The organism is Pseudomonas sp. SDO5522_S412 (assembly GCF_054071215.1).
The window spans coordinates 1-19706 of record NZ_JBSVWQ010000054.1 but is presented as its reverse complement, the minus strand read 5'-3'; the positions used below and the strand labels follow the sequence as shown (position 1 = coordinate 19706).

At 60.4% G+C, this 19706-nt stretch carries 20 protein-coding genes; 12 read left to right on the top strand and 8 right to left on the bottom strand.

Going from position 1 to position 19706, the window contains the following annotated elements; all coding sequences use genetic code 11:
* The first annotated feature begins 175 nt into the window (after positions 1 to 175).
* The 6 genes from ACW9I6_RS14155 (at position 176) to ACW9I6_RS14130 (ending at position 4848) form a co-directional block, all read left to right on the top strand.
* Complete coding sequence (locus ACW9I6_RS14155; RefSeq protein ID WP_003217947.1) at positions 176 to 622, top strand: hypothetical protein; 447 nt, start codon at positions 176 to 178, stop codon at positions 620 to 622.
* Position 623: 1 nt separating this feature from the next.
* The gene (locus ACW9I6_RS14150; RefSeq protein WP_457339460.1) at positions 624 to 1181 is read left to right on the top strand and encodes an adhesin; all 558 of its coding nucleotides are present in this window, start codon (positions 624 to 626) and stop codon (positions 1179 to 1181) included.
* 79 nt (positions 1182 to 1260) lie between these two features.
* Positions 1261 to 1956, top strand: coding sequence for a hypothetical protein (locus ACW9I6_RS14145; protein WP_177029468.1), 696 nt, complete (start codon positions 1261 to 1263; stop codon positions 1954 to 1956).
* A 61-nt stretch (positions 1957 to 2017) separates the two neighbouring features.
* On the top strand, positions 2018 to 2698 hold the full coding sequence (locus tag ACW9I6_RS14140) for a C39 family peptidase (protein ID WP_003217941.1): 681 nt from the start codon (positions 2018 to 2020) through the stop codon (positions 2696 to 2698).
* Positions 2699 to 2735: 37 nt separating this feature from the next.
* On the top strand, positions 2736 to 3485 hold the full coding sequence (locus tag ACW9I6_RS14135; RefSeq protein ID WP_003217939.1) for a hypothetical protein: 750 nt from the start codon (positions 2736 to 2738) through the stop codon (positions 3483 to 3485).
* Between the two features lie 49 nt (positions 3486 to 3534).
* Positions 3535 to 4848 (top strand): autotransporter domain-containing protein, encoded by a 1314-nt coding sequence (locus ACW9I6_RS14130; RefSeq protein ID WP_043224814.1) that lies wholly within the window; start codon positions 3535 to 3537, stop codon positions 4846 to 4848.
* A gap of 65 nt (positions 4849 to 4913) precedes the next feature.
* Here ACW9I6_RS14130 and ACW9I6_RS14125 read toward each other — a convergent pair whose 3' ends face one another.
* On the bottom strand, positions 4914 to 6242 hold the full coding sequence (locus ACW9I6_RS14125) for a sigma-54 dependent transcriptional regulator (protein ID WP_003217935.1): 1329 nt from the start codon (positions 6240 to 6242) through the stop codon (positions 4914 to 4916).
* A gap of 343 nt (positions 6243 to 6585) precedes the next feature.
* Here ACW9I6_RS14125 and ACW9I6_RS14120 point away from each other — a divergent pair, with 343 nt between their 5' ends.
* Positions 6586 to 6846, top strand: a complete 261-nt coding sequence (locus ACW9I6_RS14120; protein ID WP_003217933.1) for a hypothetical protein — start codon at positions 6586 to 6588, stop codon at positions 6844 to 6846.
* A 137-nt stretch (positions 6847 to 6983) separates the two neighbouring features.
* On the opposite strand, the gene ACW9I6_RS14115 is transcribed toward ACW9I6_RS14120, so the two are convergent.
* The 3 genes from ACW9I6_RS14115 to gnd are packed head-to-tail and all read right to left on the bottom strand — an operon-like array spanning position 6984 to position 10332.
* Positions 6984 to 7808 (bottom strand): HAD family hydrolase, encoded by an 825-nt coding sequence (locus tag ACW9I6_RS14115; protein WP_457339459.1) that lies wholly within the window; start codon positions 7806 to 7808, stop codon positions 6984 to 6986.
* A complete protein-coding gene (gene zwf, locus ACW9I6_RS14110) occupies positions 7805 to 9328 on the bottom strand; it encodes a glucose-6-phosphate dehydrogenase (RefSeq protein WP_003217928.1) in 1524 nt (507 codons plus the stop codon). The genes ACW9I6_RS14115 and zwf overlap by 4 nt, the downstream gene beginning before the upstream one ends.
* A complete protein-coding gene (gene gnd / locus ACW9I6_RS14105; RefSeq protein ID WP_256579633.1) occupies positions 9325 to 10332 on the bottom strand; it encodes a phosphogluconate dehydrogenase (NAD(+)-dependent, decarboxylating) in 1008 nt (335 codons plus the stop codon). Before gnd ends, zwf begins: the two co-directional genes overlap by 4 nt.
* Positions 10333 to 10576: 244 nt before the next feature.
* On the opposite strand from gnd, the gene ACW9I6_RS14100 reads away from it, so the two are divergent.
* The 4 genes from ACW9I6_RS14100 (at position 10577) to ACW9I6_RS14085 (ending at position 15418) form a co-directional block, all read left to right on the top strand.
* Positions 10577 to 10753 (top strand): DUF6026 family protein, encoded by a 177-nt coding sequence (locus ACW9I6_RS14100; RefSeq protein ID WP_457339458.1) that lies wholly within the window; start codon positions 10577 to 10579, stop codon positions 10751 to 10753.
* A 154-nt stretch (positions 10754 to 10907) separates the two neighbouring features.
* A complete protein-coding gene (locus tag ACW9I6_RS14095) occupies positions 10908 to 12647 on the top strand; it encodes a phosphoethanolamine transferase CptA (RefSeq protein ID WP_003217921.1) in 1740 nt (579 codons plus the stop codon).
* A gap of 155 nt (positions 12648 to 12802) precedes the next feature.
* Positions 12803 to 15052, top strand: a complete 2250-nt coding sequence (locus ACW9I6_RS14090) for a TonB-dependent siderophore receptor (protein WP_177029464.1) — start codon at positions 12803 to 12805, stop codon at positions 15050 to 15052.
* A gap of 150 nt (positions 15053 to 15202) precedes the next feature.
* Positions 15203 to 15418 (top strand): hypothetical protein, encoded by a 216-nt coding sequence (locus ACW9I6_RS14085; RefSeq protein WP_087694368.1) that lies wholly within the window; start codon positions 15203 to 15205, stop codon positions 15416 to 15418.
* A 99-nt stretch (positions 15419 to 15517) separates the two neighbouring features.
* Here ACW9I6_RS14085 and ACW9I6_RS14080 read toward each other — a convergent pair whose 3' ends face one another.
* From ACW9I6_RS14080 to ACW9I6_RS14065, 4 genes are all read right to left on the bottom strand, one after another.
* Positions 15518 to 16009, bottom strand: a complete 492-nt coding sequence (locus tag ACW9I6_RS14080) for a GNAT family N-acetyltransferase (RefSeq protein WP_301048703.1) — start codon at positions 16007 to 16009, stop codon at positions 15518 to 15520.
* Positions 16010 to 16100: 91 nt separating this feature from the next.
* Positions 16101 to 17234 carry a cell division protein ZapE gene (gene zapE / locus ACW9I6_RS14075; protein WP_457339457.1) on the bottom strand — a complete coding sequence of 378 codons (1134 nt, stop codon included), beginning with the start codon at positions 17232 to 17234 and terminating at the stop codon, positions 16101 to 16103.
* Positions 17235 to 17256: 22 nt separating this feature from the next.
* A complete protein-coding gene (locus ACW9I6_RS14070) occupies positions 17257 to 17598 on the bottom strand; it encodes a nuclear transport factor 2 family protein (RefSeq protein ID WP_008432007.1) in 342 nt (113 codons plus the stop codon).
* Between the two features lie 52 nt (positions 17599 to 17650).
* Positions 17651 to 18367: a helix-turn-helix transcriptional regulator gene (locus ACW9I6_RS14065; RefSeq protein WP_177046601.1), complete on the bottom strand. Its 717-nt coding sequence runs from the start codon at positions 18365 to 18367 to the stop codon at positions 17651 to 17653.
* A gap of 182 nt (positions 18368 to 18549) precedes the next feature.
* On the opposite strand from ACW9I6_RS14065, the gene ACW9I6_RS14060 reads away from it, so the two are divergent.
* Entirely contained in the window at positions 18550 to 19605 is a 1056-nt protein-coding gene (locus tag ACW9I6_RS14060) for an aldo/keto reductase (RefSeq protein ID WP_177023400.1), read from the top strand.
* Positions 19606 to 19706 lie beyond the last annotated feature (101 nt).

Below are 19706 nucleotides of genomic sequence, written 5' to 3'. Positions count from 1 at the left end.
GCCAGGCGGGCTGGACAAGGGCCCGCTGTCTCACAGTTGAAACACATCCACTGCGCATTCTTTCCCCCGCGCTCATAACCCCATGAATGTCATCACAAATTCAAAAGCGGCACAGCTCCTGCTCTCTTCCTGACAGCGCTGTTTAGGGTCAGCGCCAAGAATAAGGAATGCCGTCGTGAAGACACTTAATCCAGGCTCGTTGAGCCTTCTGCTGATCAGCTGTGTACTGAGTACCAGCGTGAGCCTCCCGGTGCTCGCGGCAGGCGACGGTGTGATCGTGATTCAGCGCACCGTCCAGGGCCACATGGCTGGCCGCACCGCTGGCGTCGACCCCAACCCGGTCACCGTCAATGCCAATTCTTCTCCACAGATCCTGCGGGCCACCAGCGAGCTGAGCGACAACGACTACGCCAACATCAGCAGCGGCTCCAGCATCACTCGCGCCATCCTGCCCGGCGGCAACCTTCCCGGCTTGACCAACAACGGGGGTGGCGTAGGCCTCGGTGGCGGCGCAGCGGCCGGCCATGGTGGCGGCTCCAGCCTCTCGGGGCAGATCAATGGCTCAATCTCCCGCGGCATGGCGCCTTTGAACAATATCGGCAGCCTGATGGGAGGCCAGTGAGATGAACCATTCCTGGTTGTTCCTGGCGTTCCTGGGCTGCTCGGCGGCCATGGCTGACAACAGCGCAGTGATCGACAACTCCGGCAAGCAATACAACGGCATCGTCTCGATCAACCAGGCGGCCGGCAATCAGCAACAACAGCTCAACAGCCGCGCGATTTCGGCGGGCAGCAACTCCCAGGCGGGCGGCGCCCTCAGCCAGACCATCGGCGGCGCACCGGCCGATCGCTCCCAGAACGCCAGGGTGGCGATCCAGGGCAGCTCTTTCAGCAATGGCAGCGGTGTACTGGGCGTCAACCAGTCGGCCGGGGCCAGCAACCAGATGATCAATGCGGTGCGGATCAGCGTGAATGCTGGCCCGCAAAGCATCGACGACAGCGTCATGTCGCAACAGAACGTGGCGCTGTCACCAAACTCAGGGTTCACCTCTACCACTGGCAGCCGCCAGGTCGTCACAAGCGACCAGGCCTTCACCGGCAGCCGTGGAGTGGTACAGGTGAATCAGAGTGCCGGGGTGGGGAACCGCATGGCTAACGCCCTGAACGTACAGATCCAATGATTCATTGGAGCTCGAAGCTGGACCGTACCAACACTTAACCAACTAATTAGAAGCAAGGGGAAATACCATGAAAACTACAATGGCTCTTAAACCACTGGCCTTCGCTCTCGCTGCAATCATGGCTGCCGCCGCACATGCCAACCCACCTACTCATCAGCCTACCGCTGCAGTAGCCGCCGTTTCCGATGCGCAATCGAGCAACCACAATGGCGTGCTCAACCTGGGCACCCAGAACAACGCGTCGGCCAACAACTCGTTGAACGGCAGCAGCGGCAACGCCCAGGCCAACATCGCAGCCGGTGATGGCAACCAACAAGACAACCAGACCGCCATTGCGGCCGGTGATGCAGATGCCGTGTTTGCCCTGGGTACCATTACCCAAGACAACCACAACAACGTCTCGGTGCAAGTGGCTACCCACAACAACGCTTCGCTCAACAACTCGGCCAACGGCAGCTCCGGCAACCTGGGTGTGAGCGTTGCCGCGGGTAACTTCAACCAACAGAAAAACCAACTGGCAATTGCTTCTGCCAGTGGTGCCGCCGCCGCTGCCTCGAGCAACACCACTCAAACCAGCGTCGACAACACCTTCCTCAATACCGTGGCCACTCAGTCTGGCCCATGGGGCAGCCACACTTACCTGCCTGTCGTGAACAACGCCAGCGCCAACAACTCGCTTAATGGCTCTTCGGGCAACCTGGGCGCCAACATTGCTGCAGGCGTGGGCAATCAGCAGGGCAACACCACTGTGATTTCCTCCGGCGTACGTTTCTGATGCAACGGGGCCTTGGCGACAAGGCCCCTTTTTATTCCAGTGTCCACCAGGCCATTCGATCATGCGGATCATCGCCCTCACCCTCCTGTTATTGCTCACCGGCCCGACTTGGGCGGGGCAAATGGCGATTGCTGCCATGCCCGGCGGTGGCGTGATCTTCAAGAAGGTCGAGAGCATCCGTGAACGCAAGTTCGCCAACCTGGTGGAACAGAAAACCGATTTCAGCTGCGGTGCCGCCGCCCTGGCCACCATCCTGCGCCAGGCCTACTGGATGGATGTGGATGAAGACCACATCATCAAGGGCATGCTGGTCAACGCCGATCAGGACCTGGTGCGTACCCAGGGCTTTTCGATGTTGGACATGAAGCGCTACCTGGAAAGCATCGGCATGCGCGCCCGGGGTTACCGGATCAATGCAGACACCCTGCTCACGGTGAAGATCCCGGTGGTGGTGTTGCTGGAGATTCGCGGCTACAAGCACTTCGTAGTGATGCAGCGCGCCGACAAGGACTGGGTGTACATCGGCGACCCGGTACTGGGCCATAAACGCTATGCCCGCGACGACTTCGTCAAAGGCTGGAATGGCATCGTCTTCGCGGTATTGGGCGAAGGTTATGACAAGACCAACGTGCTGCTCGACCCGCCCACCCCACTGACGGCGAAAAACAGAATCAATGAGTTCAGTCCGGTGCGGGACAGTGAATTGATGGACTTCGGTTTTATCCAGAGCGACTTCTTCTAGAAGCGCAATAAGGGGCAGGACGCTCCAGGAGCAAACGATGAACACTTACCGTTGGCTGACGGTCATGTGCCTGGCAGCCTCAATGCCCGCTTATGCGTCATCGGTGTTCAAACCGATTGAAATAAAGGACTCGGAACTGGCTGACCTGCGCGGTCGCTACGTGATGCCGGGGCGGATCATCAGTTTTGGCATCGTGATGAGCAGTACCTGGACCAATGCCGCCGGCGACAGCGTGACCGGCTCGGCCAGCATGAACGTCAACGCGTCGACCGTCACCCCGCAGTTTTATGTGCAGGTAACCGACAGCCCCACCAAAGTCTCGCCCAACCAGCCGAATGGCACCGGCACGGTGGTCGGTGGTGCCGGCCTGGGCAGCGGCCAGGGCGTGACCCAAAGCGTGCGCGCCGCCGGCGATGGCAACACCGCCAGCAATAACGTGAATATCAATGTGAACCAGAATGGCTTGTCGCCGGCCAATGTCGTCCAGTCCGGACAAGCCCTGGTGGCTGGCCAGTCGGTCACCGGCAGCACGGGTGCCGGCCAGGTCACGGTGTCGGCCGCCAATGGCGGGCTGCAAATGGCGATCCTGGCCAACAACAATCAGGGCAACTCGTTGCAGCAGATCGGCGCCGGGAATGTCCTGCAAGGCACGGTTTTGCAGGGTAACAGCAACTTCGTCAGCAACATGACCCAACTCAATGTGGTGCTGGGCAACAACGGTTTGAACAATTTGGGGCAGAACCTCAACCTGAATCAGCTCAGGGGCCTACGCCCTAACGGTTATTGAACTACGCTGTGCCTCGACACTTGCGCATTAGAAAGGGACGGCTTATTCCATGCATCGATCGCTATCGTTACGTGCCGTAATTTGTTTAAGCACGCTCCTGCCCGCATCCATGTTGTATGCCGCGCCGGACACCGACATAGACACATTGAAAAAGGAATTGCTGGAGCTCAAGCAACGCTACGAAGTGCAGCAAAAAGCACTGGCGGTGCTGGAGCAACGGGTACGCCAGGTGGAAGAACAACCGGTGGCGCCGCCGCCCAAACGCCTGGCCAAATCCCCGGCAGACTTCCAGAAAGGCGGCACCACAGTGGCCGGCAACACGCCGGGAGTCGGCGCGGCGGCGGCCTCGGGCGGCGCAGCCGGTGGCGCGTCCTACGGCCAGTCCCTCAAGGATGATTCGGCCCCGGCGCAGAGCGTGAGCAACTTGTATAACGAGGCCAGCGGGTTCTTTGGCAACGGCAAGTTCAGCTTTGAAACCGGCGTCACCTATTCCCGCTACGATGCCCGCCAGTTGACCCTCAACGGCTTCCTGGCGCTGGACTCGATCTTCCTCGGCAACATCAACCTGGACCGGATCAAGTCGGATAACTGGACCGTCGACCTCACGGGCCGCTACAACCTCGACAACCGCTGGCAGTTCGATATAAACGTGCCGGTGGTGTACCGCGAGTCGACCTATCAGTCCGGTGGTGCCAACGGTGGCAGCGGCACCGCGACCTCGGAACAATCGGTCACGCGTGACCCGACTATCGGCGACGTCAACTTCGGGATTGCCTACAAATTCCTCGACGAGAGCGTCAACCTGCCGGATGCCGTGGTGTCGGTGCGGGTCAAGGCACCCACCGGCGAAGATCCGTTTGGGATCAAGCTGGTCCAGTCATCCAGCAACACCAACCTCTTCGTGCCGGAAAGCCTGCCCACCGGCAACGGTGTGTGGTCGATCACGCCGGGTATCTCGCTGGTCAAGACCTTCGACCCGGCGGTATTGTTCGGCTCGCTGTCGTACACCCACAACTTCGAAGACTCGTTCAGCGATATCAGCTCCCAGGTCGGCCAGAAGACCCCGGGGAAAGTGCAGTTGGGCGACAGCTTCCAGATCGGCGCAGGCGTGGCGTTTGCGTTGAACGAGAAGATGAGTATGTCGTTCTCGGTGTCCGACCTGGTGCAACGCAAGAGCAAGCTCAAGCCGGATGGCGGCGACTGGCAGTCAGTGGTTTCCAGCGATGCCAACGCGGGTTACTTCAATGTGGGCATGACGATTGCGGCAAGCGACAACCTGACCATCGTGCCGAACCTGGCCATCGGGATCACACCGGATGCGCCGTCGTTCAGCTTCAGCCTGAAGTTCCCGTATTACTTTTAAGGCATGACAACGGGAAAAGCCCCGCAACGATAAGGGTCGTTGCGGGGCTTTTCGGTTTACCCGCCCTAGCGGATCTGGTGTTTGTGCAGCAACCGGTAGAACGTCGGCCGGGAAACCCCCAGCACACGCGCCGCGACACTCAGGTTGTCGCTGTGCCGGTTGAGCACATCGCACAATGCCTGGCGTTCGGCACGGTGCTTGTAATCCTCCAGTGTAGCCATCGGCAGCGCGATTGCCTGCTGGCTTTGCAATCCCAGATCAACGGCTTCGATTTGCCGCCCTTCCGCCAGTACCAGGCCCCGCCGCACGCGGTTGGCCAACTCGCGCACATTGCCCGGCCAACCGTGCTCGCCCATGGCCACCAGCGCGTCTTCACTGAAGCTGCGGGGACGGCGGCCGGTTTCCTGGCTGTAGAAGTGTGAAAAATGGTTGGCCAGCATCGCCACGTCACCGTGGCGCTCGCGCAACGGCGCGGTGACCACTTGCAGGACGTTGAGCCGGTAATACAAGTCTTCGCGAAAAGTGCCCTTTGCCACCGCGGCTTCCAGGTCGACGTGGGTAGCCGCCAACACGCGTACATCCACCGCAATCGGCTGGCTGCCGCCGACTCGCTCGATCTGTTTTTCCTGGAGAAAACGCAGCAGGTTGGCTTGCAGCTCCATGGGCAAGTCGCCGATCTCATCGAGAAACAGGGTGCCGCCGTGCGCCGCCTCGATCCGCCCCACCTTGCGCTGATGGGCACCGGTGAAGGCGCCCTTCTCATGGCCAAACAGTTCGGACTGGATCAGGTGTTCGGGAATCGCCCCGCAATTGATCGCCACAAACGGCTTGGCATGGCGCTGGGATTGGCGATGCAAGGTACGCGCGACCAATTCCTTGCCGGTGCCGCTGTCGCCACGGATCAACACCGGGGATTCAGTGGGCGCCAGCTTGGCGAGCAGCTTGCGCAATTCCCGGATCGGACGGCTGTCCCCCAGCAACTCGTGTTCCGGCTGGCCCGCAGGCGCGTTGTTGCCCTTGCCCCGCAGGCGCGCCATGCCGAAGGCGCGGCCCAGGGTGACCTGCACCCGTGACACATCAAACGGCAAGGTATGGAAGTCGAAGAACCACTCACAGACAAAATCGCCGACATTCTGCAGGCGCAGCACTTCCTGGTTAAGCACCGCAATCCACTCGGTGCCGCTGCGGCTGATCAGTTCCTTGACCGCTTCGGGTCGCTCCAGGTGAAACGGCTGCAGGCGCAACAAACCCACGTCACAGGAGCGCTCACCCACCGACTCGAGGGCGCAACTGTCCACGTCCCACCCCGCTGCGCGCAAACCGGGCAATAGCCGGTGGCAGTCATCACAGGGATCGACCACAAGCAGGCGGCGCGGGGCAGGTGTAACAATCATGACTATTCCTTGGCGTCAAAATCGTTAAAGTTATTTAAAAACAACTATTTGCAAAGTCTGCTGGTAACCCTAGCAAGATCTTGACGCACCCTTTGTACCGATTCGCTATAAGTCGCGAACGAACCGGGTCTTTTATGTCAGTCGGGTGCGGTCAATTGCCGCGGCATAACTTTCATGAGGCTTTCAAAATAGCCCCTTACATGACTTTAATCAGGGAAAGTTAAAAAATCTTCTTCTAACATGTGACCCGCACCCGGTGATCGTGCATCAGTACAAGTAACCAGTCGTTAGGCACGCCCAACCAACGGCTTCCACTTGAATGGGCATTTAGAGAGAAGACCCCATGAACGCCCCGCTCCGCATCAACGAAGCTCTTTTGATCGCAGACCGTGCCTTCCAGCCCTTTCAATGTGTGGCCTGGCACGACGGCAACGGCGCCCTGAGCCTGAGCGTCATCGACCGCACCAATACCCGTATCGGTAGCAAGCAGCTGTCTTCCAGCACTTATACCGACCCGGCACAGCTTGAGAACTTGCTGTTGCAGGCCCGTGCCGAACTCGACAAAGATGGCTACCAGTTGCAATCCTGGGCAATGCCCAAGTAACTGAAGCGTGCGTGAGACGGCACCCGAAAGTGTGCCGCCCGGCTGCGCAATATATTGACCCGCACTAACTCAAGTGGACAGTCAGCCATGCAAGTTGCAACTTTGCATAGCTGACTACTTATTAGTGTGGTTACCGATCAATAGGCCGAGAGAATAAACCGCTCGATGGCTTCCGCCGCACCGTCATCGACATTGCTGCCGGTCACGACGCTGGCCTGGCGCTTGACCACCTCTTCTGCCTGGCCCATGGCAATCGACAACCCCGCCACATGAAACATCGCCGGGTCATTGCCGCCATCACCGATGGCGGCTGTCTGTTGCAGTGGCACACCGAGGTGCGCCGCAAGGGTTCTCAATGCTTCACCCTTGTTGGCCTTCATGGCGGTGACATCCAGGAACACCGGCTGCGAACGCGACACCTGGGCCAATCCCTCGACCCTGGGCTGCAACTGCGCCTCAAGCTCCATCAGCAGCTGGGTATTGGTACTGGCCGCAACAATCTTGTCGACCCGATCCAGATACGGCTCGAAGCTCTCCACCACGATCGCCCCATAGCCCAGGCCGTGCTCCTCGCGAACCGCCATCGGTCCGCCGGGACCGCGACGCAGCCAGTCACCGTCGGCAAACAGCCAGACTTCAACGTCCGGCTGCGGCGTAAACAAGGCCAACGCCACCAGCGCCGCTTCTGCCGGCAAGTGATGCGCCACCAGAATACTGCCGTCGGGATTGACCAGCGTGCCGCCGTTGAAGCCGGCAATCGGCACATCGATGCCCAGTGCTTCGACCTGCTGACGCATGGCCTTGGGAGGTCGCCCGCTGGCCAGGCTGAAAAACACCCCGGCCGCGCGCAAGGCGCGAACCGTATCAATGGTGCGCTGGCTGAGGCTGTGATCCGGATGCAGCAACGTGCCATCCATATCACTCAACACAAAACGGATGGGTTGACTCGGCAAGTCACTCATCCGAGGCTGTGCCAGGTACGGCCATCGCGGGCCAGCAACGCATCAGCCGCCGCCGGGCCGTCCTCACCCGCCTTGTAGGCCTGGATGCCGTCATCCTGCTTCCACGCATCGAGAAAAGGCTGCACCGCACGCCAGCCGTTCTCGATGTTGTCGGCGCGCTGGAACAAGGTCTGGTCGCCGGTCATGCAGTCGTAGATCAGGGTTTCGTAACCTGTCGACGGCTGCATCTCGAAGAAGTCCTTGTAGGCAAACCCCAGCTCCACGTTGGCCATGTCCAGGGTTGGCCCGGGCTTTTTCGCCAGCAGGTCGAACCACATGCCTTCATTCGGCTGGATCTGGATCTTCAAGTACGTCGGCTTGAGTTCATCGACCTCGGTATCACGGAACTGCGCGTAAGGCGCCGGCTTGAAGCAGATGATGATCTCGGTGTCGCGGATGCTCATGCGCTTGCCGGTGCGCAGGTAAAACGGCACACCCACCCAACGCCAGTTGTCGATCAACACCTTGAGGGCAACGAAGGTCTCGGTGCTGCTGTCGGGCGCAACATTGGCCTCCTCGCGGTAACCCGGCAACTGCTTGCCGCCGACTTCACCCGAGGTGTACTGGCCACGCACCGAGTTGGCCCGTGCGTCTTCCAGCGACCAGGGCCGGATGGCCCCGATCACCTTGGCCTTCTCGCCCCGCACTGCGTCGGCACCAAAGGCAGCCGGCGGTTCCATGGCGACCATCGCCAGCAACTGGAACAGGTGATTGGGCACCATGTCCCGCAGGGTGCCGGTGTGTTCGAAGAAACTGCCACGGGTTTCCACGCCGACGGTTTCGGCGGCGGTGATTTGTACGTGGTCAATGTAGTGGTTGTTCCAGAACGCCTCGAACAGCACATTGGAAAAACGGCTGATGAGGATGTTCTGGACGGTTTCCTTGCCCAGGTAATGGTCGATGCGGTAGATCTGCTTTTCGCTCATCACTTTGAGCAGGCAGGCGTTCAGCGCTTCGGCAGTGGCGAGGTCGGAGCCGAACGGCTTTTCGATCACCACCCGGCGGAACGCCTCCGGGGTTTCTTCCAGCAAGCCGGCCGCGCCGAGGCGCTGCACCACTTCGGCGAAGAAACGCGGCGCAGTGGCGAGGTAAAACACCGCGTTGCCAGTACCGCTGTCGGCAATCTTCTTGCCGATATCGGCGTAGGTGCCGTCGTCGAGGAAATCACCCTCGACGTAGCTGATGCCTTTGGCCAACTGTTCCCACAATGCAGGGTCCAGGGCGTTCTCGGCATTGCCCTTGACCTTGCTGGCGGCCTCGGTGCGAATGAAGTCCTCGAGCTTCTTGGCGAAATCGGCGTCGCTGATGGCGTTGTGATCAACGCCGACAATGCGCAAGCCATCGCCCAGCAGCCCATCGCGGCTGAGGTTGTACAGCGCCGGCATGAGCAGGCGCTTGACCAGGTCACCGTGGGCACCAAACAGAAACAGTGTGGTGGGCGGAGCGGGTTCGGCCTTGGGTTTCTTGCCGTTGGCGGTCATTTTTTGGGAGTCTCCACATGGCCGCCAAAGCCGAAGCGCATGGCAGAAAGCATTTTGTCACCGTAGGTACTTTGCTGGCGGGAGCGGAAGCGTGCGAACAGCGAGTTCGACAGCACCGGAACCGGTACCGATTGTTCCATGGCGGCCTCGATGGTCCAGCGGCCTTCGCCACTGTCGGCGACCGAGCCGGAATACCCGTCGAGCTTCGGATCGGTGGCCAGGGCGTCGGCAGTCAGGTCCAGCAGCCAGGACGACACCACGCTGCCGCGGCGCCAGACTTCGGCGATATCGGCAACATTCAGGTCGAAGCGCTGGTCTTGCGGCAGGTTCTCCGAATTCTTGGTCTTGAGGATGTCGAAACCTTCGGCGAAGGCCTGCATCATCCCGTACTCGATGCCGTTGTGGATCATCTTGACGAAGTGCCCGGAACCGGCAGGCCCTGCGTGGATATAGCCGCGCTCGGCACGGCTGTCCGCTGCGGCGGAACGGTCCTTGGTACGCGGGATGGTGCCCAGGCCCGGTGCCAGGCTTTCGAAGATCGGGTCCAGCAGCTTAACGGTCTCGGCGTCGCCGCCGATCATCATGCAGTAGCCGCGCTCCAGGCCCCAGACGCCGCCGGAGGTGCCGACGTCGACATAGTGCAGGCCTTTTTCCGACAGGGCCTTGGCCCGACGGATGTCATCCTTATAGAAGGTGTTGCCGCCGTCGATGATCACATCACCGTCTTCAAGCAGTTGGCTCAGTTCTTCAATGGTGTTCTCGGTCGGGTCGCCTGCCGGCAGCATCACCCAGATCGCCCGGGGCTTTTGCAGCCCGGCCACCAGGCCTGCCAGGTCAGCAACGCCCGTGGCGCCCTCGCCTGCCAGACCTTTTACGAATGCTTCATTGCGGTCGTAAACCACGGTGGTATGCCCATTGAGCATCAGGCGCCGCGCAATGTTGCCACCCATGCGGCCTAGTCCAATAATCCCCAGTTGCATGTGCTGATGCTCCTTACTACGAATAAATGTGTGTCACAGTTTATAGCGCAATGAGGCTAATGAGGGTTAGTCCAGAGCGGATTGGCATAGTTTCATGACAAAAAGTGGCCATCCTTTCGCCTTCAGTGGGTTAAAAGTCACAACGACCATCAAAAATAAAAAAGTTCCCTTCATTAAAAAAAGAATTCAGAATTGCCCCGACTGTTGCCGAGAGCCTCGATTCAAGCGCTCTGGCACCGCGATAGACCGGCTATTTGCGAGGTAAGCAATGAGCACTGCACACATGACCCGTCCGCCACAGACCCTCTACGTCACCATTCGCCGCGATGAATTGCGCCAGTTGAAAAACGAGCGCGACCAACTGCAGCAGGAAGTCATGCGTCTGCGCTCGCACCTGCAGGGCCAGCTCAATCAGCCGTCCGGCACCCAGCCCGCAGTTTGCTGAACGTGGGCTGAACGAACCGTTCAGGAATAACTCACGAAGTTTTCACATCCCCCTCCCGATACTCCCGCCGAATAGGGCCGCGCTACGTGCGCAGGCCCTCTGTTTGCGTGCATCCCTGCGCGTTGACACTGAAATTATCGGGTTGGAGCGCTGGATGGCGATGTTCAAACGCAGCACTACGTCTGCGAAAGGTTTTGATTGGGCCGGCCTCGGCTGGATGTTTCTGTTCTTCTGGTATTTCTCGGGCATTACCCAACTGCTGATCCAACTGACCGGCACCTCCGGCTTCAGTGGTTTCCGCCAGGCATTCTTCATGAGCGCCCTGTGGCTGGCGCCGATGCTGTTGTTCCCACGTCGCGCGCGCCTGGTGGCGGGGTTGATTGGCGTGGTGCTGTGGGCCTGTTCCATGGCCAGCCTGGGTTATTTCTTCATCTACCAGCAGGAATTCTCTCAAAGCGTCATCTTCATCATGTTCGAGTCGAACATCTCTGAAGCCGGCGAATACGCCACCCAATACTTTGCCTGGTGGATCGTGCTGGCGTTCATTGCCCACACCGCCATGGCCGTTTTCCTGTGGACCCGCGTACGCCCGGTTTACCTGCCACGTGGCCAGGCCATGCTGGCGGCTGCCGCAATCGTGATTGCCATCGTCGGCTACCCGCTGGTCAAGCAGATCGCCAAGAGCGAGACCATGGAACTGGCCATCGACCGCTTCGAAACCCGTATCGAGCCGGCAGTGCCATGGCAGATGATCGTCGCCTACCGCCGCTACACCGAACAACTGGATAACATGCAAGGCATGCTGACCAGCGCCAGCAAGATCCCGCCCCTGACCAACCTCAAGGACAGCATGGCCGGCCAGCCATCGACCCTGGTGCTGGTGATCGGCGAGTCCACCAACCGCCAGCGCATGAGCCTGTATGGCTACCCGCGCAACACCACGCCGGAACTGGACAAGCTGCGGGACCAACTGGCGGTGTTCGACAACGTCATTACCCCGCGCCCGTACACCATCGAGGCGCTGCAACAGGTGCTGACCTTCGCCGACGAAGAAAACCCGGACCTGTACCTCAAGACCCCGTCCATCGTCAGCGTGATGAAGCAGGCCGGCTACAAGACCTTCTGGATCACCAACCAGCAGACCATGACCAAGCGCAACACCATGCTCACGACCTTCTCCGAACAGGCCGACGAGCAGGTGTACCTGAACAACAACCGCAACCAGAATGCGCGCCAGTATGACGGCGACGTGCTGGAGCCTTTTGCCAAGGCCATGTCCGACACCGCCGAACGCAAATTCATCGTGGTGCACCTGCTGGGTACCCACATGAGCTACCAGTACCGCTACCCGCCGACCTTCGACAAGTTCACCGACCGCCAGGGCGTGCCTGAGGGGGTCAGCGACGCACAGTTGCCGACCTACAACAGCTACGACAATGCGGTGCTGTACAACGATTTCGTGGTGTCGAGCCTGATCAAGGACTACGCCAAGACCGATCCGAACGGTTTCCTGCTGTACCTTTCCGACCACGGCGAAGACGTGTTCGATTCGGCCGGCCACAACACCCTGGGCCGCAACGAAGGCAAGCCGACAGCACCGATGTACACCATTCCGTTCATGGCCTACGCATCACCCAAGTGGCGTGAAAGCCATGACTGGAGTTTTGCCGGTGACTTGCAGCGCCCTTACACCAGCTCGCAGCTGATCCATACCTGGGCCGACATGGCCGGGTTGAGCTTCGACGAACTGGACCACAGCAAGAGCCTGGTCAGTGACAGCTTCAAGCCTCGGCCACGGCTGATTGGCGACCCGTATGCACGCCAGCAAAAACCGCTGATTGATTTCAGCCTGATCAAGCCCAAGCCAGACGCCGCCAACGTGGTCGTCAAGTAGCTTGAATCGCCCGGGTTTCATCCGCGCAACGCGGTGAAACCCGATTTGGCTGCAACGCAAAGATAATAATTATTCTCGTTTAGCGCTAAAGTTCCCCGCCTCCTTTCGTCTTTGAGCCAATGGCATTTTTCATAGACGACAAGGAGTTCGCCGCGATGTTCGCGCCTATTACCCGTTCCATGACCTTGACCCTGGGCCTCTTCAGCGTGGTGCTGAGCCCGGACCTGCTGGCCGAAAACGACCCCGACCAGGAATCCCAAGCGCCGGCCAAAGCCCTGGAACTGGGCAGCACCAGCATCACCGCCGAAGGCCTTGGCGCCAACACCGAACACACCGGTGCCTACACCACAGGCTCAATGGGCACCGCCACCCGGCTGAACCTGTCCATCAAGGAAACCCCGCAATCGGTCTCGGTGATCACCCGCCAGCAGATGGACGACTTCAACCTCAACACCCTGACCGAAGTGATGCGCCAGACCACCGGCGTGGTGGTGCAGCACCTGGACTCCGACCGGGTCGGCTATTCCTCGCGCGGCTACGGCATCACCAACTTCCAGATTGACGGCATGCTCAACACCTTCGGCCGCATGAAGTCCGATGCCGACACCATCATCTACGACCGGGTCGAAGTGGTCCGCGGCGCCACCGGCCTGACCACCGGCGCCGGCGACCCCTCGGCCACGGTCAACATGGTGCGCAAACGCCCGACCGCACAGTGGCAGGCCAAGACAGGCGTCAGTGGCGGCTCCCACGACAATTACTACAGCTACCTGGACGTTGGCGGCCCCCTGGCATTTGACGGGCGCCTGCGCGGCCGCACGGTGCTCGCCTACCGTGACAGCCAGTCCTACCGCGACAACTACGCGCTGCAACGGGAAGTCGGCTACGGCATCCTCGAAGGCGACCTGACCGACGACACGGTGCTGGCGGTGGGCTTCGATTACCAGAACAAGCATGTGCAGGGCACCGCGTGGGGCACCTTGCCCTACTGGAACAGCGACGGCAGCAAAGCCAGGCTGCCCCGCTCCGCCAACATCGCGGCCCACTGGAGTTCCTGGCCGCTGAAAGATGAAACCACCTTCGCTACCCTCGACCACCGCCTGGCGGGTGACTGGCACCTGAAGGCCGCCTATACCCACCGTGAAAGCGACACCGACGGCAAGGTCTATTACGGCGGCTCAGGCTTCCCGAATGCCGACCGCAGCGGCATGACCGCCTGGACCAGCCACATGCTCGGCACCTCGAAAATGGACGTGGTCGACTTGAACCTGTCCGGGTCCTATGCCCTGCTGGGTCGTGAGCACGAATTGATGGTGGGTTACGGCGAGTCCGAGCAGCGTGACGCTTCGCCACACCTGCGCAGCGGTACGGTGCCGAAGGACTACACCAGCATCGACGATTGGAAACACATGGGCGGGATCGGCAAATTCCCCGACACCAACACCGGCCTCAAGGGCGAACAAGGCAGCACCCGCCAAAAGGCCGGCTACCTGGCCACCCGCCTGAGCCTGACCGATCGCCTGCATGCGGTATTGGGCAGCCGCTACGGCAGCTGGGAGATCGAGAGCACCACCTACAACTACAACAGGGACACTGACCAGTTCCTCGGTACGTCAAAATCCAGCCAGACCCACAACGACATGTGGACACCCTACGCCGGCCTGCTCTACGACCTGACCCCGGAGTACACCGTCTACGCCAGCTACACCGACATCTTCAACCCGCAGGAAGAACGCAACGCCGGCAAGCAATACCTGGAGCCGGTGGTAGGCAGCAACTATGAAGTGGGCATCAAGGGCAGCCTGCTGGAAGAGCGCCTGAACCTGGCGGCCGCGTACTTCTGGAGCAAACAGGACAACGTCGCGGAACTGGACAGTTTGACCCCACCGGATCCGGAGACCGGTGAGCAGTTCTTCACATCCGGCGGCAAAGGCAACAAGGTTCAGGGTTTCGAGGTAGAGGTGTCCGGAGAGGTGCGCCCCGACTGGAACCTGACCGCCGGATACACCTACACCCACTCCCTGAACGGGGACAAGCAGCGCAACAACACCCACCTGCCGCTGAACCTGTTGCGCGTGTCCACGGCCTACCGCCTGCCCGGCGAATGGCACGCGCTGACGGTCGGCGGCGCGGTGAATTGGCAAAGTGACTTCTACGACTTCGCCTATCGCCCGGTTGGCCGGGACACCAATGGAGCCTTGATCAGGGAGCGCACCCGGATTACCCAGCAGGCCTATACCGTGGTCAACCTGATGTCGCGCTATGAGTTCGATGACCACTTGTCGGCGTCACTTAATATCAACAACCTATTTGATAAAAAATATTACGAGCGCGTCGGCTTCTATAACGGCGTGTATTGGGGAGACCCGCGCTCTATCAGCGTTGCACTGGACTGGAAGCTCTGAATTCATCGCTGCTAAAGATTGGAAGTTAACGAAATCGTTAACTTTCGGTCAGCGCGAGGTTAACCCTTACTTAATATCATTGGCCCACAGTCTCCCCATCCCGCCGCTGATGACAACGCGCGGACCCAACACACTTACTGAGACACTGCCATGAAATTTTCGACTGTTATCCTTGCCGGCCTGATGACCATGACTTCCGTAGCCGCCTTTGCAGAAGGCGGCTCAGAGCGTTCGAAGGAGTTCTACAACAACTTCACCTTCGTTCAGCAACAGACTCACGGTGCTGCCCAGCAAACCGCAATGGCTGACGGCAAGACCGAAAAGCCGGCAACGGCCGACCAAACTACCAACACACCGAACAGCTGATTTACCCGCAGTACCTGTGCTATTCCGCTCTGATAGCCAAGGTCAATTTGGCGCCACTTGCTGGCGCCTTTTTTTTGCCTTTAATTAAATAAACATTAATTAAAGCGGTTTGCTCCAGAACAACATCCGGCCATGTTGCGGATCAAATACCGAATCATCAAACCCAAACTTTCGATACGCCGACTGCGCCACGGCGTTGCCTTCAAGCACCTCGAGGGTGATCTTGCAGCAACCGCGCTGGCGAGCAATTTCCTCGACCTTTTGCAGCATCTTCTGACTCAGCCCCAGGCCACGGAATTTATCCATCACCACCACGTCGTGCACGTTGACCAGCGGGCGGCAGGCAAAGGTGGAAAACCCTTCAAAGCAGTTCACCAGGCCGGCCGGCGTACCGCCGACAAAGGCCAGCACACTGAACGCGTGGGCACGCTTGGCCAGCTCTGCCGGCAGTTGCTGCAAGCGGTCGGCCGGCAGGCTGTGGCCACCGCCCATGGGGTCTTCGGCGTAATGATTGAGCACCAGGCCAATGGCCTCGGCGTGTACCGGATTGGTGTAGCTGGCTTGCAGCACCAGGATGTCTGCGCTGTCCATTTCCTTCCTCGTTGACGGTGCGACAGGGACTCGGTCCCCATAAAAGGGCTCGATTGTAAGCGTGGTGCAGGCATTAGATGAAGGAGATTAACTACATTTGCCCGCGTGAAAGCGCGCCAGGCTCGCCAAACCGTGCCAGTTGCATCTCCTGCAGGCGGCTCAGGGTGCGGCGAAATGGAAACTCCAGGTAACCCTCGGTGTAGAGGCTTTCCAGCGGCACCCGGGCCTCGATGTACAGCGGCACCTTGCGGTCGTAGCACTCGTCCACCAGCGCGATGAAACGCCGGACGCTGTCGTCATGCACCGACAGTTCCGGCAGTTCCCGGTCCCCGGCGTCCACCCGTTCGGCAGCGTCTTCGGTGCCACGGGCGATTCGTCCCGGGCGCTTTTGCGCGCTGAGGTTGGGCACCTCGCCGAGCAAAATGGCCTTGAACCGATCACACAGCAGCATGAAATCCATCGCCGCCAACGGTTGTTCACACAGGTCGGCGTAGCGACACCACAGCACGGTTTCACTGGACTGCACTGCCACGATGGAGCGGTAGCCGACCGCAACCGGGTCGCTGCTCACTGCCTGTCCGGCGCTCAACTGGCGAAACACCTCGGCCAACGCGTCGGGCTGGTCGACCCAGTAACGCTGCAGTGCGGTGCCCGGGTGCAGCCGATGATCTTCCCCGCCATCGACTGCCACCACCCGCATATGCTGTTTGATCGCCTCGATTCCCGGCAGGAAACGATCCCGGTTGAAACCGTCGGCGTACAGCAGGTCCGGTGGCTGGTTGGACGTGCAGACCATCACCACGCCTTCCTCGAACATCACCTGGAACAGCCGGCCGAGGATGATGGCGTCACCAATGTCGTTGACAAACAACTCATCGAAACACAGCACCCGCACTTCCCGGCTCAGTTCGCGGGCCAGGGCCTGCAAGGGATCGTGGGTGCCCGTTAGCTGGAATGAACGCTGGTGCACCCAGCCCATGAAGTGATGAAAATGCTGGCGCCGCGCTGGCACTCCCAGGCTTTGGTAGAACTGGTCCATCAGCCAGGTCTTGCCCCGGCCGACCGGGCCCCACAGGTACACCCCGGTGATGGGCCCATGGCCGTGGTGCAAGGCCTGATGGCAGTCCTGCAGGGCTTGCACCGCCTCACGCTGGGCGTCGTCGGGGACAAAACCCTGTTCGGTGATGGCGTGCTGATAGGCGGCAAGTGGCGAGTCGAAAGTCATGCCCGGCAGTATGCCATGACGGCTACAGGGAAATATCCAATCGGGCAATCTTGCCGTGTTCATTGAGGCGGAAGGTATAGCGCAGCTCCAGCGGGCTGCCGGGAAAGCTGCCGGTGATCAGGTTGCTGACCAGCACCTTGCCCGTGCGGTGCTGCACATTCAGCACCTGGACCCTGGGCTGGTAACGACGCCCCGTGTCTTCCATCCAGCGGGCGATGGCGGCGGTACCGACCCGGTGCTCGCCTTCGTCGAACACGTTGGCATCTTCGGCGAAACAGTCGGCCACCAGCGAGGTGTCGCCGGCATTCGCCGCGGCAATGTAGGTTGCAATAGCCGGGGCCAGTTCAGGGGTGGGTTGGGACATGGTGACAGCTCCTTTTTAGTGATTTATGGAGCCATCCTAAAGCAGCGTTGTGTCAGTTCTTGTCAGGAGTGAACGGCCCGGATTCGTTCTGTTCCATCAGCTTGCGCCAGCCCCGCAACCAATCGCTGCGGCGCCCCGGATACCGTTCACCTTGCAGGCGCGCGGCGGCCACTCGGTCGGTGCGGAAGGTGCGATAGGACCCACGCAATTCACACCACGCGACGATCACCCGCACTTCGTTGAGAAAACCCAGGGCCAGGGGCCAGATCAGGCGCTGGCTGGCGGTCTGGCTGGCATCGGCGTAGTCGATGTGCAGTTTGGCCTGGCCGCGAATGGCCTCGCGGAACACATTCAACGGCACGCGATTTTCCGGGTAGCCGAAGCCTGGCGGGCCCGGCAGCACCGTCGGATTGCGCAAGGCTTCCTGGGCAGCCGGGTCAAGCACGTCGGCGATCTTTGCAAGCGCATTGGCCGCCGCCTGGCTCAGTACGTCATCACCGCGCTGGTCGACATACCGCAAGCCCAGCACGATGGCTTCGGTCTCGTCGGCATTGAGCATCAGCGGCGGCAGGAACAGGCCCGCACGCAGCACATAGCCCACGCCCGCCTCGCCGTAGATCGGTGCGCCCAACGCGGTCAGTTCGGCGATATCGCGGTACAGCGTGCGCTCGGAAATCTCCAGTTCTGCCGCCAGCACGGCGGCCGTCACCGGGCGCTTTTTGCCCCGCAGGACTTGCAACAAGGTCAACAGACGACTGGTACGCGACACGTTGATCATGCTCGAAAAAGAAAGGTGGCGCAGCTTAGCAGAGGCCTCCGTCAGAAAGTGTCAGGAGCAGGCACCCTTCCCTTCAGCCGCCAAAAAAGCCCCTTGACGAAATATATGACTCGCATCATATTTAATAGATGTTGCGAAACATTTAAACCAACCACAGCGTCAGGAGTTTCGGTATGCGCAATAAAGTCTTTGGCCGTCGCAGCGGCCTGCGGGTTTCAGAGCTGGCCCTGGGTACCGCCAATTTCGGCACAGGCTGGGGCCACGGCGCCGAGCGCGAAGAGTCCAAGCGAATCTACGACGGCTATCTGGAGGCCGGCGGAAACTTCCTCGATACCGCCAACGGCTACCAGTTCGGCCAATCGGAAGTACTGCTCGGCGAGTTCATTGCCTCGGAACGCGACCGCCTGGTGATCGCCAGCAAATACACCCTGCGCACCCAGCCTCAAGACGAAGGCACCCTCAAGCTTGGCAACAACCGCAAGAACATGGTGCGCGCCGTCGAAGAAAGCCTGAAACGCTTGAACACCGACCACATCGACCTGTTCTGGGCGCATATCAGCGACAACGTCACGCCGATGGAAGAAATCCTGCGGGGTTTTGATGACCTGGTGCGTGCCGGCAAGATCCACTACGCGGGGCTGTCCAACTTCCCCGCCTGGCGCATTGCCCGCGCCGACCTGCTCGCTGAAGTACGCGGCTTTGCACCCCTGGTAGCGATCCAGACCGAATACAGCCTGGCCGAACGCACTGCCGACCGTGAGCTGCTGCCCATGGCTGAAGCCCTGGGTCTGGCCGCCACGTTGTGGTCACCGCTGGGGGGTGGTTTTCTTACCGGGAAGTACCGCAACAGCCAGGACGATACCCGCGCCAGCAAGCTGGGGATTTTGGTCCACGCTGAAAAAAGCGCACGGGAAACCGCAGTGCTCGACACCCTGCTGGCGGTTGCCGGTGAACTGGACGCCACGCCGACTCACATCGCCATCGCCTGGCTGCGGGAAAAGGCCCGTCGTTCCACCACCGCGCTGATCCCGATCCTGGGGCCGCGTACCCGCGAACAGCTGGACGGCACCCTGGGTGCGTTGAGTGTGCAACTCTCGGCTGAGCAAGTGGACCGTCTGGATGCTGCCAGCGCGATACCGCTGGGCGTGCCCCACGAGATGATCGCGGAGCGCTTTCCACGTTATACGGACGATGATGCACAAGACCTGCGCTGGCCGCCGGTTATCTAAGACCCGTTGTGGCGAGGGAGCTTGCTCCCGCTGGGCTGCGTAGCGGCCCCAAAATCTTGGGAGCGCTGCGCACTCCAGCGGGAGCAAGCTCCCTCGCCACA

Excerpts from the sequence above, each read along its gene's own strand:
- ACW9I6_RS14120 (WP_003217933.1), top strand. The coding sequence starts at position 6,586 with ATGAACGCCCCGCTCCGCATCAACGAAGCTCTTTTGATCGCAGACCGT.
- ACW9I6_RS14095 (WP_003217921.1), top strand. The coding sequence starts at position 10,908 with ATGGCGATGTTCAAACGCAGCACTACGTCTGCGAAAGGTTTTGATTGG.
- ACW9I6_RS14070 (WP_008432007.1), bottom strand. The coding sequence starts at position 17,598 with ATGTCCCAACCCACCCCTGAACTGGCCCCGGCTATTGCAACCTACATT.
- ACW9I6_RS14140 (WP_003217941.1), top strand. The coding sequence starts at position 2,018 with ATGCGGATCATCGCCCTCACCCTCCTGTTATTGCTCACCGGCCCGACT.
- zwf (WP_003217928.1), bottom strand. The coding sequence starts at position 9,328 with ATGACCGCCAACGGCAAGAAACCCAAGGCCGAACCCGCTCCGCCCACC.
- ACW9I6_RS14135 (WP_003217939.1), top strand. The coding sequence starts at position 2,736 with ATGAACACTTACCGTTGGCTGACGGTCATGTGCCTGGCAGCCTCAATG.
- zapE (WP_457339457.1), bottom strand. The coding sequence starts at position 17,234 with ATGACTTTCGACTCGCCACTTGCCGCCTATCAGCACGCCATCACCGAA.
- ACW9I6_RS14085 (WP_087694368.1), top strand. The coding sequence starts at position 15,203 with ATGAAATTTTCGACTGTTATCCTTGCCGGCCTGATGACCATGACTTCC.
- ACW9I6_RS14100 (WP_457339458.1), top strand. The coding sequence starts at position 10,577 with ATGAGCACTGCACACATGACCCGTCCGCCACAGACCCTCTACGTCACC.
- ACW9I6_RS14150 (WP_457339460.1), top strand. The coding sequence starts at position 624 with ATGAACCATTCCTGGTTGTTCCTGGCGTTCCTGGGCTGCTCGGCGGCC.
- ACW9I6_RS14130 (WP_043224814.1), top strand. The coding sequence starts at position 3,535 with ATGCATCGATCGCTATCGTTACGTGCCGTAATTTGTTTAAGCACGCTC.
- ACW9I6_RS14145 (WP_177029468.1), top strand. The coding sequence starts at position 1,261 with ATGGCTCTTAAACCACTGGCCTTCGCTCTCGCTGCAATCATGGCTGCC.
- ACW9I6_RS14080 (WP_301048703.1), bottom strand. The coding sequence starts at position 16,009 with ATGGACAGCGCAGACATCCTGGTGCTGCAAGCCAGCTACACCAATCCG.
- ACW9I6_RS14115 (WP_457339459.1), bottom strand. The coding sequence starts at position 7,808 with ATGAGTGACTTGCCGAGTCAACCCATCCGTTTTGTGTTGAGTGATATG.
- ACW9I6_RS14060 (WP_177023400.1), top strand. The coding sequence starts at position 18,550 with ATGCGCAATAAAGTCTTTGGCCGTCGCAGCGGCCTGCGGGTTTCAGAG.
- ACW9I6_RS14125 (WP_003217935.1), bottom strand. The coding sequence starts at position 6,242 with ATGATTGTTACACCTGCCCCGCGCCGCCTGCTTGTGGTCGATCCCTGT.
- ACW9I6_RS14090 (WP_177029464.1), top strand. The coding sequence starts at position 12,803 with ATGTTCGCGCCTATTACCCGTTCCATGACCTTGACCCTGGGCCTCTTC.